The sequence below is a fragment of the Sphingomonas lycopersici genome, from assembly GCF_026130605.1.
In the GTDB taxonomy this organism is placed as follows: Bacteria; Pseudomonadota; Alphaproteobacteria; order Sphingomonadales; family Sphingomonadaceae; genus Sphingomonas; species Sphingomonas lycopersici.
This window is the reverse complement of record NZ_JANFAU010000006.1, coordinates 217,748-233,688: the sequence shown is the minus strand read 5'-3', so window position 1 is coordinate 233,688 and position 15,941 is coordinate 217,748. Positions and strand designations below refer to the sequence as shown.

Here is a 15,941-nt window from a genome sequence, read left to right as displayed (position 1 = left end):
CTCCGCCGCGTTTCGCTGGATCACGAACGCAGGTTGATGATCGTCTGCGAGATCTGATTGTCGGTATCGAGCGCCTTGGAATTGGCCTGGAAGTTGCGCTGCGCGGCGATCAGGTTGACCAGTTCCTCGGTGATGTCGACGTTCGACTGTTCGAGCGTGCCGCTCATCAGCGAGCCGGCGCCGTTGCTGCCGGCCTGCCCCGCGACCGGCGCCCCCGACAGCCCGGTCTGCGCCCAATAGCCCGACCCGAGCTGGCGCAACCCCGCCGGATTGCTGAAATTGGCGATCGCGACCATCCCGAGATTCTGCACGTCGCCGTTCGAATAGCTCGCCTTGACCAGCCCCTTGGCGTCGACGGTGACCCCCTGAAGCTGCCCGATCGCGGCGCCGTTCTGGCTGCGCGTGGCGACGTTGAACGGCGAGGCGAGCTGGGTCGTCGCGCTGCCGTAGCTGAGCGTGATCGTCTGCGCACCGGTCGAACCCGACGGGGTGACCGGATCGGAGGTCGAGCTGCCGCCCGCGGTGAGCTGGCCGCTGCTGTTGAAGGTCAGCGTGGTGTGATCCGCGCCGCCCACCGTCACCGCCTGATCGCCGATGAAGCTATAGGCCGACCAATTGGTGTTGCCGGCCGCGTCCGGGGTCGTCTCGCGCCGGAAATAGGTCGTCATGGTCAGCGGGTTGCCGCTGGTGTCGTAAACGGTGGTCGAGGTCGAATTGTTATAGGTCGACGGATCGAAGCGGCTGAACGCGCCGCCGCTCGGCAGCCCCGCGCTCGACGACAGGTTGAGCGAATAATTGACCGCGGTGGTCGGCACCGCGGTGCCGCTGGTCGCGGGGAGGCGGAGCGACACGGTCGATTCGATCCCGGTCGCGACCACCGCGCCCGATCCGTCGACCGGATAGACCTGCAGCCGGCCGCCGTTCGAATCGACCACTTCGTTGTCGGCGTTGACGCTGAACGCGCCGTTGCGGGTGTAATCGACCTGCGCCGCATCGGGATTGGGCTTCACCGCGAAGAAGCCGTCGCCCGAGATCGCGAGGTCGAGCCCGTTCGCCGACTGGACGAGATTGCCCTGGCTGAACTGCTGGATGTTGCCCTTGACCAAGACGCCCGACCCGACCGCCGAGGTCGGCGAGGAGGTGAGGTTGCTGGCGATGACGTCGGCGAATTCGGTGCGCGACTTCTTGAAGCCGTTGGTGGCGACGTTGGCCAGATTGTGGCTGATCGTCGCCATGTCGGTCTGCGAGGCCTGGAGGCCGCTAAGCGAAGTGTAGAAGGCCATGGATAGTGCTCCTGTTGGACTCAGCCGATCTGGCGAACATTGGCGGCGGCGACGTCGCCGATGCCGGGAAGGTTGAGGACGGCGCTGCCGCTGGCGGTCGACACCGACTGGACCGGCGCCCAGACGAGGCCGGTGGACGAAACGGTCGCGCCATTGTTCTGCGCGGTCACCGAAACGGTGAACGGCCCGCTGCCGGCATCCTGGCCCTGATCGGTCTTTCCATCCCAATCATAGGTCATGCTGCCCTTGGCATGCGCGCCGAGCTTCATCGTCTTGAGCACCTGCCCGTTCGAATCCGAGATGGTGACGTTGACGTTGGTGGCATCGCCGCCGAGTTCGACCGCGCCGGCGATCCCGCCCGAGGTGCGGCCATAGGCGGTGGTGCCGGGGACGAGGACGGTCTTGCCGATATAGCTCACCGCGTCGGCGGTGCTGGTCGCGCCGAGCTTGTCGGCGATTGCCTTGAGCGTCGTCGACATGTCGGTGATCCCGGCGAGCGACGAGAATTGCGCCATCTGCGCGACCATCTGCGTATTGTCGACCGGCGAGAACGGGTCCTGGTTCTGCATCTGCGCGGTCATCAGCCGCAGGAAATCGCCCTGGTTGAGCGAGGTCTTGCCGGTGTTCGACTGCGCATTGCTCGTCGTGTTCGACGTCGCGCCGTACCGCGGGATGCCGAGCGAGGCGAGCGTCGAATCATAGCTGCTGTTGGTGGTGGTCATGGATCAGCGCCCCATCTTGAGCGTATCGAGGATCAGCGTCTTGGCGGTGTTCATCACCTCGACATTGTTCTGGTAGCTGCGCGCGGTCTCCATCATGTCGACCAGCTCGCGGGTCTCGTCGACCGAGGCTTCGTAGATATTGCCGTCCTTGTCGGCGATCGGATTGCTCGGATCGTAGCGCTTGGTCGGGGTGCCGCCCGCGGTGACGACCTGCACCGCATCGACCGTCGACAACCCGGTCGCCTGATCGTAGCTGGTGCGGAACACCGGCTTGATCGAGCGATAGGCGGCATCCTCCGATCCGGCGGTGCCGCCGGCGTTGGCGAGGTTCGACGCGGTGGTGTTCATCCGCACGAGCTGCGCGGACATCGCGCGGCCCGCGACCTGGAAAATCGTCATCGGCGCGTTGGTCGCCATGCTCATTCTCCCTTCAGCGCGCGCGTGAGCGTCGCGATGCGCCCGTTCAGGAACGCCAGGGTCGTCTGATATTGGACGGCGTTTTCGGCGAAGGCGGTCTGCTCCTGGCTCAGATCGACGGTGTTGCCGTCCATCGAGGGCTGCAGCGGGGTGCGATATTTGACGCTATTGTCGAACCCGCTCGCACCGCCCTGCTCGACCGCGGACAGCGCCTGATGGAAATCGACGTCGCGCGCCTTGAAGCCGGGCGTCGACGCGTTGGCGATGTTCGACGCGAGCAACCCCATCCGCTGCGAGCGCACCTCGAGTGCTGTGCCGTGAACGCCGAACAACGTATCGTTGGCCATCGGGCCGGGTCTCCTGCACGGGAATGTGCGCGGAAGAGATCAGCAAAGGCCGTGCCAATTGCCGGCTGGAAGGGATTCGACCTCCGGCGGCAGCCCGAGGCGGCAAGATGTTGCCGGTCGGCCGGCAAGTTTGCCGGTAGCATCTGGGGCAACGCGGAAAATATGATCTGTTCGCCCTGAGCTTGTCGAAGGGCGTCCTGCCGCCCGAGAGTTGGGGCCGCCCTTCGACAAGCTCAGGGCGAACGGAGGTGGGGAGATCCCACTTTTCCCGCCCACCGTCATACCGAATCAACTACGGCATGACGGCGGGATGACGGCAATTGGCACACGCCTTGCGTAGACGCGCAGCATGACTCCCGGCATGTTCTTCGATCCCTATGCGGCGGTGATCGTCATCGGCGGCACCGCGGTCGCCGCGATGCTGCGCACGCGGGCCGACGATCTCGGGCGGGCGTTGCGCGCGCTGGCAACGTTGCCGCGCCGCCGCTTTTCGGCCGATCCCTTGCTGGAGCAGATCGCCAGTCTCTCGCGCATCGCGCAGCGCCACGGCGCGGTCGCGCTCGATCGCTCGGTGATCGCCGACGCCGATCTCGCCACCGCGATCACGATGATCGTCGACGGCGAGGGCGCCGAGGCGGTCGCCGAGGAGCTGCGCCGCCGCCGCCGCGCGCGCGCCGAGCGTCACGCCGCCGCCGCCGATGCGTGGAGCGCGATGGCCGAGGCCGCTCCCGCGATGGGGATGGTCGGCACGCTGGTCGGGCTGGTCGCGATGTTCACCCAGATGAGCGACCCGCGCGCGATCGGGCAGGCGATGGCGGTGGCGTTGCTCGCGACGCTGTACGGCGCGCTGCTCGCCAATCTCGTCGCGCTGCCGATCGCCGCGCGGCTGCGCGCCGCGGGGCGGATCGAAGCAAGCGAACGCGCGCGGATCGAGGCGCCGGTCGCCGAGCTCGCCGCGCGCGAGGCGCCGCGCGCGTGCCGCCCGGTCAGCTTTTCTCCCGTGCGCGAGGATGTCGCATGAGCAGCGACGCCGCGCTCGACGATTTTCCCGCCGCGCCGCCGACCCGGCCGCTGTGGCTGATCACGCTCGCCGATCTCGCCTTGCTGCTGGTCGGCTTTTTCGTGCTGCTCCAGGCCAACCAGAAGCTCGACCCGCATGTGCTGGCCGACGGGCTGCGGCAGGGCTTCGGCGGCGCGCCGCGCGCTGCGTTCGCGCCTGCGCCGGCGGCCATGCCGCTCGCCGCCAATGCCCTGCGCGATTTCGCCCCGGGGTCCGCCGCGCTGCCGGCGGCGCCCGACGCGTTGGTCGCCTGGGCGAAGGACGCGGTGCGCGACCCCCGCGTGATGCTCACCGTCACCGGCGCGGTCGACGGCAGCGCCGCCGACGTCGACCGCGCGAGCGGCAGCGGCATCGTGCTCGCCACCGATCGCGCCCGCGCGGTCGCCGCCGCGCTCGGCACGGTCGCGCCCGGCCGCATCCTCGTTTCGACCACCAACCGGCCCGGCCCGCGCCAGGTCACCGTCACGCTCGCCTTTGCGGGCGAAGGGAAATCCCGATGATCGCTCTCGCGTTGCTCGCCACCGTCGCCTTTCAGGATATCGCCGCGCTCGATCGCGGGGTCGCCGCCTTTACCGGGCGCGCGATCGGCCAGGAGGGCGGCGCACGCGCGGTGGTCGACCCGCGGCTGCGGCTGGCCGCCTGCCCGATGGTCTCGATGGCGTGGCGCACCGAGGCGCATGACGCGGTCGTCGTCACCTGCACCGGCCCCGACTGGCGCGTCTTCGTGCCCGTGGTGATGCCGGCACGCGCCGCTGCCGCGCCCGCCGCCGCCCTCCCCGCCGCCGCGCGCAACGCCGAGAAGGTGATCCGCCGCGGCGACCCGTTGACGATCGAAGCGGGCGCGGACGGCTTCTCGATCACCCGCGACGGGGTGGCGCTGGGCGATGCCGCGGCGGGCGAGCGGCTGATGGTCAAGGTTGCCGACGGCCGCATGCCGGTACAGGCGGTGGCGGTCGAGGCCGGGCGCGCGACGCTGCCCGGCTGGGGCGACCAATAAAAAAATGCTAAAACTTCCCTACCGCCTGCCGTTTACCGCCATGTCAGCGGAACCGGAAAGGTGCGGACATGGTGGATTCGATCGGCACAGGGCCAGTCACGAGCGGCGACCGTCAGGTCGCGCCCGTTACGCGCGTGTCGCAGACGAGTGCGGTCAATCGCGTCGATACGCCGCCGGCGGCGGCCGAACAGCCGCAGACGCTGGCGGGGCAGCTTGCATCCAAGCCGCCGGTCGATTCCAACCGCGTCGAGCTGATCAAGGAAGCGCTGGCCAACGGCACCTTCCCGATCTCGCCCGCGACGCTCGCCGACCGGATGATCGCGCTGCGCTACGATTGGATGTCTCGTGACCCGGCGTGACGCGCTGATCCGCGTGATCGACACGCTCCACGCCGAAATCGGGGCGCTGAAGGCGAACGATATCGCCGGGCTGGAACGCGCGACGAGCGAGAAGCTCACCGCGATCGAAACGTTGCGCGATCTGGGCGACGGCCCCGCCGGCCCCGAGCTGCGCGAGCTGGCCGACGAGGCCAACCGGCTCAACGAAACCTGCCGCATCTATGTCAACCTGATGGCGGCCAATACGCGCCGGCGGCTGCAGATGCTGACCGGCGAAGGCGGCAACGCCTATCGCCGCGGGCCGGTCACGGCCTACGCGTAATTCTGTTTCCCCCCTTCCTTGAACGAGGAAGGGGCCGGGGGTGGGTCGGTGTGGGGGCACCGACCCACCAGCCCGTTTGCGACCTCCTTGTGCTCCCGCGAAGCCGGGAGCCCAGCCTGGGCCCTCGCCTTCGCGCGGGCACCGTTTTCTGCCCAATCCGCCCTAAAACTGGCACGCTCCTTGCTGCGTCATTCCCCGAACAGGGAACAAACGCACGCCGATGACCGTCAACAGCATCGCCTCTGCCACAGGCCGCATCCAGTCCGCGATCCAGCGGGCGGCGGCGCGTACGGGGATCGATTTCGACTATCTGCTCGGGCAGGCCAAGGTGGAGAGCGGGCTCAACGCCTCGGCGAGCGCCGCCACCTCCTCGGCGCGCGGGCTCTATCAGTTCGTCGAGCAGAGCTGGCTTTCGGTGATGAAGCAGCACGGCGCCGAATATGGCCTGGGCTGGGCGGCGAATGCGATCAGCCGCGGCCCTTCCGGGCGGATGACGGTGAGCGACGCGGGCACCCGCCAGGCGATCCTCGCGCTGCGCAACAACCCCGAAATCGCCTCGGCGATGGCCGCCGAGCATGCCTCCGACAATAAGGACGCGCTGGAAAGCGCCACCGGGCGCACCGCCACCGGCACCGATCTCTATATGGCGCATTTCCTCGGGCTCGGCGGCGCGCGCCAGTTCCTCTCGACGATGCAGACCAACCCCGGGGCGAACGCCGCGGCACTGTTCCCCGCCGCCGCGCGCGCCAATCGCGGGGTGTTCTTCAACAGCGACGGCAGCGCGCGCTCGCTGAGCGACGTCTATCAGCGCTTTGCCGCCAAGCTCGGCGACGGCGCCGGCAATGCCGGCAACACCGGCAACTCTTTGCCGGGCATGCAATTCGCCGCGCAGGCGCTCGACATGGACGGCGCGACGGTGATCACCGGCGCCAACCAGAGCGCGGGGGACGCGCTGAGCTGGGCCAGCGCCGCGCTCTCGGGGCGTACCGCGCAGACGCAGACCGCCAGCCTGATGAAGCCGACACCCGATACCGCGCGGCTCGCCTATCTCATGCTCGCGAACCTCGGGGGCTGACGCGCGATGAAGTTCCTCGGCAATCCCCGCGCTGCCGCGCTGCCGCTCGCGATCCTGCTGCTCGTCGTGGTGATGGTGGTGCCGATCCCGGCGGCGCTGCTCGACGTGTTCTTCGTCGCCAATATCGCGATCAGCCTCGCGGTGCTGATGGTCGCGCTCAATGCGCAGAAGCCGCTCGATTTCTCGGCCTTCCCCTCGGTGCTATTGTTCGCCACCCTGTTCCGCCTCGGCCTCAACGTCGCCTCGACCCGCGTCGTGCTGGTCCACGGGCATGAGGGCGAAAGCGCCGCCGGGCATGTCATCGAGGCGTTCGGCACCTTCCTGATCGGCGGCGATTATGTCGTCGGCATCTTCGTCTTCGCGATCCTGATGATCATCAATCTGATCGTGGTGACCAAGGGCGCGGGGCGCGTCTCCGAAGTCTCGGCGCGCTTCACGCTCGATGCCTTGCCGGGCAAGCAGATGGCGATCGACGCCGATCTCAACGCCGGGCTGATCACCCCCGACGAGGCGAAGAAGCGCCGCGTCGAGGTGTCGACCGAGGCCGATTTCTACGGCTCGATGGACGGTTCGTCGAAATTCGTGAAGGGCGACGCGATCGCCGCGATCCTGATCCTTGCCGCCAATATCATCGGCGGGCTGATCCTCGGCCCGGTCAGCCACGGGATGACGATCGCCGCCGCCGCCAAGGGCTATACATTGCTCGCGATCGGCGACGCGCTGGTCGCGCAATTGCCAAGCCTGATGCTGTCGATCGCCGCCGCCGCGATCGTCACCCGCGTTTCGTCCGAAAAGGATCTCGCCGGGCAGATCGGCAGCCAGTTCGGCTCGGCGCGGACCTGGACCCCGGTCGCCGGGATCCTGTTCCTGCTCGGCGTGCTGCCGGGGATGCCGCATCTGGTGATCCTCCCCGCCGCCGCGATCGCCGGCTTCGCCGCGTGGAAATTGCGCCAGATCGCCAATCGCCCCGCCCCGGTGGCGGAGGTCAAGCCCGAGCCGGTCGACCAGTCGCGCATCGGCTGGGACGAGGTGACCGACGGGATGATGGTCAATCTCGATATCGGCTATGGGCTGGTGCCGTTGGTCGACGAGCGCAAGGGCAGCCCACTGATGGCGCGGATCACCGGGGTGCGGCGCCAGCTTTCGAAGGAGCTCGGCTTCGTCGTGCCGCAGGTCAAGGTGCGCGACGACATCAACCTCGCGCCTTACACTTATCGGCTATTGGTCGGCGGCGTCGCGCTCGGCGAGGATCAGGTGTCGCCCGACGAAATGCTCGCGCTCGATACCGGCACCGGTTTCGGCGAGCTCAACGGCAAGAAAGCCAAGGATCCGACCTTCGGACTCGACGCGACCTGGATCGCGCCCGGCGACGCCGATGCGGCGACCGGCGCGGGCTATCTGGTGGTCGATTCGGGCACGGTGATCGCGACGCATCTTAACCATGTTCTCGGCGCCAATGCCGCCGACCTGCTGAGCGCCGACGAGGTGCAGGCGCTGCTCGACGGCTTGAAGGAACGCAACCCGCAGCTCGTCGCCTCGCTCACCCCGCAGCCGTTGCCGCTGACCACGCTGACCACGGTGCTCAAGAGCCTGCTCGCCGAGGGCATCCCGCTCAAGGAATTCCGCCGCATCGCCGGCGCGATCGCGGTCGCCGCGCAAAAGACGCAGGATGCCGAGGAACTCGTCGAGCTGATCCGCCCCGAGCTCGGCCCGCTGATCATCCAGAAATTGTGCGGCGTGCGCGAGCCGCTGCGCGTGATGACGCTCGAGGGCGGGCTCGAAGGGTTGCTCGGCCAGGCGGTGCGGAGCGATCCGGCGCGGCGCCATGTGATCGAGCCCGATCTCGGCCGCCGCATCGTCGACGCGCTCCAGCGCGCGGCGCAGCCGCTGATCAGCGAGGCGAAGCCGTTCGCGCTCGTCGTCCAGCCGGCGATCCGCGTCGCGATCCGCAAGCTCGTCAAATCCATTCTGCCGGATACCCCCGTCATGAGCTTCTTCGAAGTCCCGGAGGACAAGGCGGTCGAGGTGGTCGCGATCATCGGCGCGCCTGAGGCACTGCCGGCATGAGCGCCGAACCGCACCGCGACGCCTTCGCCGACGCGACCCCGCTGACCTATTCGCCGCGCGCGCACGCGCGAGACGAGACGGCGCTGGTGCGCGAGCATCTCCCTTTGGTCCGCCGCCTCGCCTGGCATATCCACGGCAGCGTCTCGACCGCGGTCGAGGTCGAGGATCTGGTGCAGGTCGGGCTGGTCGCGTTGGTCGAGGCGGTTTCCGCCTTCGAGGATCGCGGGCAGGTGACCTTCCGCCAATATCTCGCGACCCGGCTGCGCGGCGCGATGATCGACGAGCTTCGCCGTCACGCCGCGATGACGCGCGGCGCGATCCGCCGCCGCCGCGACTATCAGCGCGCCGTCGCACAGCTCGCCAACGAGTTCGGCCGCGCGCCGACCGACGCCGAGGCCGCCGCGCGGCTGGGGGTGACGGTGGAGAAATTGCGCGCCGATTACGCCACCGCCGAGGCCGTGCGCTTCGATCCGATCGATGAGGTCTATGCCGACGACCAGCCCTGGTTCGCCAGCGACGAGCCCAATGCGTTCGACCAGCTTGCCGAAAGCGAGGCGCGCGACCTGCTGATCGCCGCGATCGCCGCGCTGCCCGAACGCGAGCAGACGGTGATCCACCTCTATCATGTCGAGGAACTCAACCTCGAGGAGATCGGGCACGTGCTCGGCGTCGGCGCGGCGCGGGTGTGCCAGATCAAATCCTCCGCGCACGCGCGGCTGAAGAAAGCGCTCGCCGCGCGCTGAGCGGCGGCGTTACCCGTCACATTCCAAGCAGACGTCATCCCGGCCTTGAGCCGGGGTCCATTGTGCCCGCTACGCGGCGGCCAGCGCATCATGCGCAATTAAAGAATCCGTTCGCCCTGAGCTTGTCGAAGGGCGGCCCCAACTCTCGGGTGACAGGACGCCCTTCGACAGGCTCAGGGCGAACGGGAATAGATGATTCAAATTGACGCACGATGCTTTGGAACCCCTTGCTCCGCGCCTGCCTCCCGATGGACCCCGGCTCAAGGCCGGGGTGACGGGGGAGCTCCCCGCAAACGAAAACCCCGGCAACCTTGCGGCCGCCGGGGTTCCCATGCCGGCTTCGGCGCCCTTTAAGGGGGGCGGCGCCGAAGCGTTTGACGCGTCGTTTACTGAAGCAGCTTGAGCACGCTCTGCTGCGACTGATTGGCCTGCGCCAGCATCGCGGTCGACGCCTGGCTCAGGATCTGCGCCTTGGCGAGGTTGGTCGATTCGGCCGAGAAGTCGGCGTCCTGGATACGGCTGCGCGCATCCGACAGGTTGGCGACGTTCGAGGTCAGATTGTTGACCGCCGACTGGAGCTGGTTCTGCGCCGCACCCAGGCCAGCGCGGGCGGTGCCCACCGCCGCGATCCCGGCGTCGAAGTTGGCGAGGTTGGTGAGCGGGGTGGTCGCGCTCGCGCCGCTGATCGCGGTGTTGATCGCGCCGGTGCTCTTGATGTCGGCGAAGGTCAGCGTCACCGTGTCGGCGGTGTTGGCGCCCGACTGGATCGTCACCGCGCCCGAGGTGCCGGCGGTGCCGTCGAACAGGTTCTGGCCATTGAACTGGGTGTTGGTCAGCACCGAAGTGATCTGGTCGGCGAGCGCCTTCTGCTCGGCGGCGATGTTCGACTTGTCGGAGGTCGAATAGGTGCCGTTGTTGGCCTGCACCGCGAGTTCACGCATGCGCTGCAGCATGTTGGTCACTTCGTCCAGCGCGCCTTCCGCGGTCTGCGCCATCGAGATGCCGTCGTTGGCGTTGCGGATGCCCTGGTTCATGCCGGTGATCTGCGTGGTCATCGACGCGGCGATGGCGAGGCCGGCGGCGTCGTCCTTGGCCGAGTTGATTCGCTTGCCGGTCGACAGGCGCTGCATCGCGGTCTGCAATTCGCTGTTCGCCATGCTCGACGCGTTGGCGGCGCGCAGCGCCGAAGTGTTGGTTGCGATAACCGTCATTTCTAGTCTCCGTCGTAACTGACGGTTCCGCCGCCCCCCGTTAGCGCGGATGGCTGGGCCGTCGCCCCCTGAAACGGCCGGCGCCCAGCGTGATTTAGCGATCGACGACGAAAAAAATCGCTCCCCGCCCCGCCTCGCGCGCGGGCGATGTGCCGGCGCACGCATGCGAGCGCGCGCCCGGAAAAAATCTGCCGGCCGGCAACGCATTACACCCGTCGTTAACTATTTTCTCCCATCTAGGGCTCACACGCTCAGGGGGGCCAATGCGTTCTATCGTTCCATCCGCCACGGTTGCGGAAAGCCATGTTGCGCTCATCTCGTCGCTGCGGGCTCAGGGCATCGCCGTCGAGCCGTCGCAGAGCCGCGTCAACGCCGACAAAATCTGGCTGACGGCGCCCGGGGAGCCGATCCCGGCACCCGCGCGCACGGTCGTGATCGGGGGGGGCGACGCGGAACGAATCGTGATCCCGGCGCGCGACGGCGCCCCGGCGCGAATCGCCTTCGGCCACACCGACTCGGTCGTCGGCAACGCCTTCGCCCGCGCGCTGATCGCCGGCCCGGACATGCCGACCGCCGCCGACCCCGAAAGTCTCGCGCTGTTCGCACTCGCCGAGCGAGTCGCGGAAGCCGATATCACCGTGCTGATCAACGGCCCGACCGGCACCGGCAAGGAAGTGCTGGCGCGGACGATCCACGCCAATTCGCCGCGCCGCGACGGCCCGTTCATCGCGCTCAATTGCGCGGCTTTGCCCGAAACCATGCTCGAGGCGATGCTGTTCGGCCACCAGAAGGGCGCCTTCACCGGCGCCTCCTCGGGCGGCGAAGGCTTTTTCCGCGCGGCGCACGGCGGGACGATCCTGCTCGACGAGATCGCCGAAATGCCGCTGGCGCTGCAGGCCAAATTGCTGCGCGTGCTGCAGGAACGCGAAGTCGTGCCGATCGGCGCAACCCAGCCGGTGGCGGTCGACGTACGCGTCATCGCCTGCGCCAACCGCGATCTTCAGGCCGAGGTGGCGGCGGGCCGCTTCCGCGCCGACCTCTATTACCGCCTGTCGGTCTTCCCGCTTACCACGCGCGCGCTGGCCGATCGCCCGCAGGACATTCCCGCGCTCGCCGCGACGATGATCCTGCGCCACGCCGGCAACCGCACGACGATCCCCTGGCCGTCGGCCGAGGCGATCGTCGCGCTCACCGCGCACGACTGGCCCGGCAATGTCCGCGAACTGGAAAATGTGATCCAGCGCGCGTTGCTGTTCGCCGCCGGGGGCACGATCGAGGCCGAGCATATCGTGTTCGACCGCCCCGCGCCGCGTGCGGCCGCACCGGTCGAGGCCGATAATGCGACGCTGGGCAAGGTGGTCCAACTCTCCGAATTCGCCGCGATCCGCGAGACGCTCAAGGCGTGCAACGGCAGCCGGATCGAGACCGCGCGCCGGCTGGGCATTTCGGAGCGCACCTTGCGCTACCGGCTCGCCAAGGCACGCGAACAGGGTGAGGATATCGCCGCGCCGCACGGCAAGGTGGCCTCGGCATGAGCGCGATCGACAGCCTCGGCGGCGTGGAGCGCGTGATGGCGCTGCGCGCGCAGATCCTCGAACGCAACAGCGCGCTGGCGCGCGCCGGCCAGACGGCGGGCGCCGCCCCCGCGGCGGGCGCAGCGCAGGGCGCGCCGAGCTTCACCCAGTCGCTCGAAAATGCGCTCTCCAAGGTCAACGAGACCCAGCAGAAGGCCGGCGCGCTCTCCGAATCCTACGAGCGCGGCGAAACGATCGACATCGCCAAGGTCATGCTCGCGCGCCAGGAAGCCTCGGTCGGCTTCGAGGCGACGCTGCAGGTCCGCAACAAGATCCTGTCCGCCTATAAGGACATCATGAGCATGCCGGTGTAAGACATGGCAAACGCACTCACCCCAGCATCCGCGATCCCCGAACGCTTCGCCAATCCGCTGCGGCAGATCCAGGGCATGCTCGCGCAGCCCGCGGTCCGCCGCGCCGGGCCGATGGCGCTGCTGATCGGGCTGATCGGCGCCGCTGCGCTCGCCTGGTCGCTCTTGTCCTCGCCGCCGCAGAAGACGTTGTTCGCCGGGCTCGCCGATGCGGACAAGGCCGCGGTCACCTCGGCATTGACCGCCGCGGGGATCAAGAGCCGGGTCGATACCGGCACCGATACGGTCACCGTCGCGGAGGACGATTACGCCCGCGCGCGGATGCTGCTCGCCGGGCAAGGCCTGCCCAAGACCGCGCCGGCCGGCTATGCGATCCTCGACCAGCTGCCGATGGGCGTTTCGCGCGCGGTGGAGGGCGAACGGTTGCGGCAGGCGCGCGAGACCGAATTGGCGCGCTCGATCCAGGAAATCGACACGGTGGTCGAGGCGCGGGTGCATCTCGCCACCCCCGAAGCCAGCGCCTTCGTGCGCGACAATGCCGCGCCGTCGGCCTCGGTGGTGCTCAAGCTCCAGCCGGGACGCTCGCTGAGCGACGCGCAGGTCGCGTCGATCGTCAACCTCGTCGCCTCGTCGGTGCCGGGGATGAAGCCGGACAATGTGACGGTGGTCGACCAGATGGGCGGGCTGCTCTCCAAATCGGGCGGGCAAGGCGACAATGGCAGCGAACAGCGGCTTCGCGTCCAGCGCCAGATCGAGGACAAATACCGCCAGCAGCTCATCCAGCTGCTGACCCCGCTGGTCGGCGCGGGCAATTTCACCGCCGAGGTTCAAGCCGACGTCAATCTCGACGAGATGCAGGCGACCCGCGAAACCTATGACAAGCAGGGCACGTTGCGCGCCGAGGCGGGCAATTGGACCGGCAACCAGGCGCCCGCCGGCAGCCAACCGCCGGGGGGCATCCCCGGTGCGCTGAGCAACACCCCGCCCCCGGCGAGCCAGCTGCAGAAGCCGCAGCCAGCGGTCGGCGCGAGCGGTCAGCCGGCCCCCGGCGCCTCGCCGGTCGCGGGCGGCCCGGCACCCGACGCCAACAAGCAATCCGATCAGTTCCAGCGCGCTTACGATCTCGGCAAGGAAGTGTCGGTGACGCGCGCCGCGCCGGGCGGGATCAAGCGGCTGTCGGTCGCGGTGCTGCTGCGCGAGCCCGAAAAGGGCCGCCGCACCGCGATGGAGGTCAACCAGATCACCGATCTGGTGAAGTCGGCAGTCGGCTACGATGCCGCGCGGCAAGACAATGTCACCGTCATCAGCAAGAAATTCGCCGATGCCTCGGCGGCGGCGAGCGGCCCGAAATGGTATGATAATAGCTGGCTGCCGATGCTCGCGCGCAATCTGACCGCGATCGTCATCGCGCTGCTCGTGCTGTTGCTCGGGGTCCGCCCGCTGCTCAAGGCGATGCTCAAGAAGCGCGCCGATGCCGAAAGCGGCGCGAAGGGCGCGCTTGCCGGGCCCGACGGCGCGCCGATGGGCAGCGCCAGCGGCGAGGGCGAAAGCGAAGACGGCATCCGCGTCACCGATCCGGTCGGGATCGAGGATCTGGAAGAAGCGCGCGGCTATGAGCAGCGCGTCCATGCGGTGCGCGGCTTCACCCGCGACAATCCGGCGCGCGCGGCGCTTGCGGTGCGCGATATGATGGGAGCCGAGGCGAAATGAACGCGCCCGCCAACGCCGTCGTGCGCAGCTTCAGCGGGGTCGAGCGCGCCGCGGTGCTGATGATGCTGGTCGGCGAGGAAGAAGCCGCCGCGATCCTCCAGAAGCTCGAACCCGATGAGGTGCGCCAGCTCGGCAAGGCGATGTTCACCGTCGCCGACGTCAGCGAGGCCGAGGTGGAGGGCGTGCTCGACGATTTCGTCGATCGCGCGCGCGAGCGCACCGGAATCAGCTTCGACCCGCGTCCGAAGATCGAGGCGGTGATGCATCGCGCGCTCGGCCCCGAAAAGGCCGATAGCGTGCTCGCGCGGATCACCCCGCCCGAGGCGGCGTGCGAGATCGACCTGCTCGACTGGCTCGACGCGACCGAGATCGCGGCGATGATCGAGAAGGAACATCCGCAGATCGCCGCGGTGCTGATCGCCAACCTCGATCCGGCGGTGGGAAGCCAGGTGCTCGAACTGCTGCCCGATGCGGCGCAGCCCGAGATCCTTCACCGTATCGCCAAGCTTGGCCCGATCACCCCGGAAGCGGTGGAGACATTGCGCGCGATGCTCGCCAACCGCAGCGGCGGCGGCGGACAGGGCACCCAGGTGCAATTGGGCGGGACGCGCGAGGCGGCCAAGATCCTGCAGAGCGCGCGCAAGGCGACCGAGCAGCGCGTGATGCCCAAGTTGTTCAAGCTCGACAAGGAAACCGCCAAGGCGATCGAAGAGGCGATGTTCGTCTTCGACAACCTGCTCGACATGGACGACAAGAATCTCGGCACGCTGATCCGCAACATCGACGGCGACATCCTGACCCGCGCGCTGAAGGGCGTCGACGAGGCGGCGCGCAACCGCTTCCTCGGCTGCATGTCGGCACGCGCCGCGGATGGCATCCGCGACGAGATGGAAGCGCGCGGCCCGATGAAGCTGTCCGAAGTGCTCGAGGCGCAGAAGGCGATCATCCAGATCGCGCGCAATCTTGCCAAGGACGGCACGATCCAGATGGGCGGAGGCGAGGACGATTATGTCTGAGGCGGCTTCTTACGATTTCGTCGTCGGGCTTTCCGCGCGGCACAGCGATGCGGCGATTCGCCTCAGCCGCACCTTCGCCGATCGCGAGCCCGGCTTCGCGCCGGCCGATCTGATCGCGCGGATCAAGAGCGCGTTCGGCCGCGACACCGAGGCCGAACCCCAGCCGCGCAGCTATGCGCCGGCCGATCCCGAAACCAACCCGACCGAGGGCTGGAACCCGCTCGACGCCAATGCCGAGCCGGCGCCGTTCATCGATCCGGCCGAGGTCGCGCGTCAGGCGGGGCATGACGAAGGCTATGCCGCCGGCCTCGCCGCGGCGCGCGCCGAAGCCGCCGCCACCGCCGAGCGCGACCGCGCCTTGCTCGCCAGGCTGGCCGACGCGTTGCGCGACGATGCGCGGATCGATCGCGACCGGCTGGCGAAGCATATGCGCCAGACGGTCGAGCATCTCGTCACCCGGCTGGTCGGCGAGATCGGCGTATCGGGCGACCTGCTCGCCGCACGCGTCGCCGCCGCGACCGATCTGATCGCCGACGCGTCCGAAAGCGCGATCCTGCGGGTCAACCCGGCCGATATGGCGCTGCTCGACGGGCATCTGCCCGCGACGGTATTCCCCGTCGCCGATGCGCAGATCGCGCGCGGCAGCTTCGAGCTCGAAACCGCCTCGACGATCGTCGAGGACGGGCCGGACCTGTGGCTCGACCAGCTCGCCGCCGCGCTCGACAAGGTCGCGGTGCCGGCAGGTTAG

General features: G+C 68.6%; 18 protein-coding genes. 13 read left to right on the top strand and 5 right to left on the bottom strand.

The features are described 5' to 3' along the window. Positions 1 to 20 precede the first annotated feature (20 nt). From NED98_RS14040 to NED98_RS14025, 4 genes are read right to left on the bottom strand one after another with little or no spacing between them, the layout of a single operon-like run. Positions 21 to 1,283: a flagellar hook protein FlgE gene (locus NED98_RS14040; RefSeq protein WP_265270582.1), complete on the bottom strand. Its 1,263-nt coding sequence runs from the start codon at positions 1,281 to 1,283 to the stop codon at positions 21 to 23. A 20-nt stretch (positions 1,284 to 1,303) separates the two neighbouring features. Further along, entirely contained in the window at positions 1,304 to 2,005 is a 702-nt protein-coding gene (locus NED98_RS14035) for a flagellar hook assembly protein FlgD (RefSeq protein ID WP_265270580.1), read from the bottom strand. 3 nt (positions 2,006 to 2,008) lie between these two features. Then, the gene (flgC, locus tag NED98_RS14030; RefSeq protein ID WP_432423326.1) at positions 2,009 to 2,428 is read right to left on the bottom strand and encodes a flagellar basal body rod protein FlgC; all 420 of its coding nucleotides are present in this window, start codon (positions 2,426 to 2,428) and stop codon (positions 2,009 to 2,011) included. After that, positions 2,425 to 2,769, bottom strand: coding sequence for a flagellar basal body rod protein FlgB (locus NED98_RS14025; protein WP_265270577.1), 345 nt, complete (start codon positions 2,767 to 2,769; stop codon positions 2,425 to 2,427). Before NED98_RS14025 ends, flgC begins: the two co-directional genes overlap by 4 nt. 349 nt (positions 2,770 to 3,118) lie before the next feature. On the opposite strand from NED98_RS14025, the gene NED98_RS14020 reads away from it, so the two are divergent. The 8 genes from NED98_RS14020 to NED98_RS13985 all read left to right on the top strand — a co-directional run bounded on the left by NED98_RS14020 (position 3,119) and on the right by NED98_RS13985 (position 9,371). After that, positions 3,119 to 3,790, top strand: a complete 672-nt coding sequence (locus NED98_RS14020) for a motility protein A (protein WP_265313443.1) — start codon at positions 3,119 to 3,121, stop codon at positions 3,788 to 3,790. Then, a complete protein-coding gene (locus tag NED98_RS14015) occupies positions 3,787 to 4,329 on the top strand; it encodes a flagellar motor protein MotB (protein ID WP_265313442.1) in 543 nt (180 codons plus the stop codon). Before NED98_RS14020 ends, NED98_RS14015 begins: the two co-directional genes overlap by 4 nt. After that, entirely contained in the window at positions 4,326 to 4,826 is a 501-nt protein-coding gene (locus NED98_RS14010; RefSeq protein ID WP_265313441.1) for a flagella basal body P-ring formation protein FlgA, read from the top strand. The genes NED98_RS14015 and NED98_RS14010 overlap by 4 nt, the downstream gene beginning before the upstream one ends. A gap of 68 nt (positions 4,827 to 4,894) precedes the next feature. Beyond that, entirely contained in the window at positions 4,895 to 5,185 is a 291-nt protein-coding gene (gene flgM, locus NED98_RS14005) for a flagellar biosynthesis anti-sigma factor FlgM (protein WP_179512786.1), read from the top strand. Further along, complete coding sequence (locus NED98_RS14000; protein ID WP_265270572.1) at positions 5,172 to 5,486, top strand: flagellar protein FlgN; 315 nt, start codon at positions 5,172 to 5,174, stop codon at positions 5,484 to 5,486. The genes flgM and NED98_RS14000 overlap by 14 nt, the downstream gene beginning before the upstream one ends. Positions 5,487 to 5,706: 220 nt before the next feature. Next, on the top strand, positions 5,707 to 6,561 hold the full coding sequence (locus NED98_RS13995; RefSeq protein WP_265313440.1) for a lytic transglycosylase domain-containing protein: 855 nt from the start codon (positions 5,707 to 5,709) through the stop codon (positions 6,559 to 6,561). Between the two features lie 6 nt (positions 6,562 to 6,567). Then, on the top strand, positions 6,568 to 8,628 hold the full coding sequence (gene flhA, locus NED98_RS13990) for a flagellar biosynthesis protein FlhA (protein WP_265270570.1): 2,061 nt from the start codon (positions 6,568 to 6,570) through the stop codon (positions 8,626 to 8,628). Beyond that, positions 8,625 to 9,371: a sigma-70 family RNA polymerase sigma factor gene (locus tag NED98_RS13985; protein ID WP_265270569.1), complete on the top strand. Its 747-nt coding sequence runs from the start codon at positions 8,625 to 8,627 to the stop codon at positions 9,369 to 9,371. The genes flhA and NED98_RS13985 overlap by 4 nt, the downstream gene beginning before the upstream one ends. Positions 9,372 to 9,757: 386 nt before the next feature. Here NED98_RS13985 and NED98_RS13980 read toward each other — a convergent pair whose 3' ends face one another. Further along, positions 9,758 to 10,582, bottom strand: a complete 825-nt coding sequence (locus NED98_RS13980; RefSeq protein WP_179512791.1) for a flagellin N-terminal helical domain-containing protein — start codon at positions 10,580 to 10,582, stop codon at positions 9,758 to 9,760. Between the two features lie 263 nt (positions 10,583 to 10,845). Between NED98_RS13980 and NED98_RS13975 the strand changes: the two genes are divergently transcribed. The 5 genes from NED98_RS13975 to NED98_RS13955 are packed head-to-tail and all read left to right on the top strand — an operon-like array spanning position 10,846 to position 15,941. Continuing rightward, positions 10,846 to 12,117: a sigma-54 interaction domain-containing protein gene (locus NED98_RS13975; protein WP_265313439.1), complete on the top strand. Its 1,272-nt coding sequence runs from the start codon at positions 10,846 to 10,848 to the stop codon at positions 12,115 to 12,117. After that, positions 12,114 to 12,470, top strand: a complete 357-nt coding sequence (gene fliE / locus NED98_RS13970; protein WP_265270565.1) for a flagellar hook-basal body complex protein FliE — start codon at positions 12,114 to 12,116, stop codon at positions 12,468 to 12,470. Before NED98_RS13975 ends, fliE begins: the two co-directional genes overlap by 4 nt. Positions 12,471 to 12,473: 3 nt before the next feature. Next, the gene (gene fliF, locus NED98_RS13965) at positions 12,474 to 14,177 is read left to right on the top strand and encodes a flagellar basal-body MS-ring/collar protein FliF (RefSeq protein ID WP_265313438.1); all 1,704 of its coding nucleotides are present in this window, start codon (positions 12,474 to 12,476) and stop codon (positions 14,175 to 14,177) included. Next, positions 14,174 to 15,193, top strand: coding sequence for a flagellar motor switch protein FliG (fliG, locus tag NED98_RS13960; protein ID WP_179512795.1), 1,020 nt, complete (start codon positions 14,174 to 14,176; stop codon positions 15,191 to 15,193). The genes fliF and fliG overlap by 4 nt, the downstream gene beginning before the upstream one ends. Next, complete coding sequence (locus NED98_RS13955) at positions 15,186 to 15,941, top strand: FliH/SctL family protein (RefSeq protein WP_265313437.1); 756 nt, start codon at positions 15,186 to 15,188, stop codon at positions 15,939 to 15,941. The genes fliG and NED98_RS13955 overlap by 8 nt, the downstream gene beginning before the upstream one ends.

Coding starts and splice junctions, on each gene's coding strand:
- NED98_RS14010 (WP_265313441.1), top strand. CDS start 4,326: ATGATCGCTCTCGCGTTGCTCGCCACCGTCGCCTTTCAGGATATCGCC.
- NED98_RS13985 (WP_265270569.1), top strand. CDS start 8,625: ATGAGCGCCGAACCGCACCGCGACGCCTTCGCCGACGCGACCCCGCTG.
- flgC (WP_432423326.1), bottom strand. CDS start 2,428: ATGAGCATGGCGACCAACGCGCCGATGACGATTTTCCAGGTCGCGGGC.
- NED98_RS13995 (WP_265313440.1), top strand. CDS start 5,707: ATGACCGTCAACAGCATCGCCTCTGCCACAGGCCGCATCCAGTCCGCG.
- flgM (WP_179512786.1), top strand. CDS start 4,895: ATGGTGGATTCGATCGGCACAGGGCCAGTCACGAGCGGCGACCGTCAG.
- NED98_RS13975 (WP_265313439.1), top strand. CDS start 10,846: ATGCGTTCTATCGTTCCATCCGCCACGGTTGCGGAAAGCCATGTTGCG.
- NED98_RS14040 (WP_265270582.1), bottom strand. CDS start 1,283: ATGGCCTTCTACACTTCGCTTAGCGGCCTCCAGGCCTCGCAGACCGAC.
- NED98_RS14015 (WP_265313442.1), top strand. CDS start 3,787: ATGAGCAGCGACGCCGCGCTCGACGATTTTCCCGCCGCGCCGCCGACC.
- NED98_RS14020 (WP_265313443.1), top strand. CDS start 3,119: ATGACTCCCGGCATGTTCTTCGATCCCTATGCGGCGGTGATCGTCATC.
- NED98_RS13955 (WP_265313437.1), top strand. CDS start 15,186: ATGTCTGAGGCGGCTTCTTACGATTTCGTCGTCGGGCTTTCCGCGCGG.
- NED98_RS13980 (WP_179512791.1), bottom strand. CDS start 10,582: ATGACGGTTATCGCAACCAACACTTCGGCGCTGCGCGCCGCCAACGCG.
- fliG (WP_179512795.1), top strand. CDS start 14,174: ATGAACGCGCCCGCCAACGCCGTCGTGCGCAGCTTCAGCGGGGTCGAG.
- fliF (WP_265313438.1), top strand. CDS start 12,474: ATGGCAAACGCACTCACCCCAGCATCCGCGATCCCCGAACGCTTCGCC.
- fliE (WP_265270565.1), top strand. CDS start 12,114: ATGAGCGCGATCGACAGCCTCGGCGGCGTGGAGCGCGTGATGGCGCTG.
- NED98_RS14025 (WP_265270577.1), bottom strand. CDS start 2,769: ATGGCCAACGATACGTTGTTCGGCGTTCACGGCACAGCACTCGAGGTG.
- NED98_RS14035 (WP_265270580.1), bottom strand. CDS start 2,005: ATGACCACCACCAACAGCAGCTATGATTCGACGCTCGCCTCGCTCGGC.
- flhA (WP_265270570.1), top strand. CDS start 6,568: ATGAAGTTCCTCGGCAATCCCCGCGCTGCCGCGCTGCCGCTCGCGATC.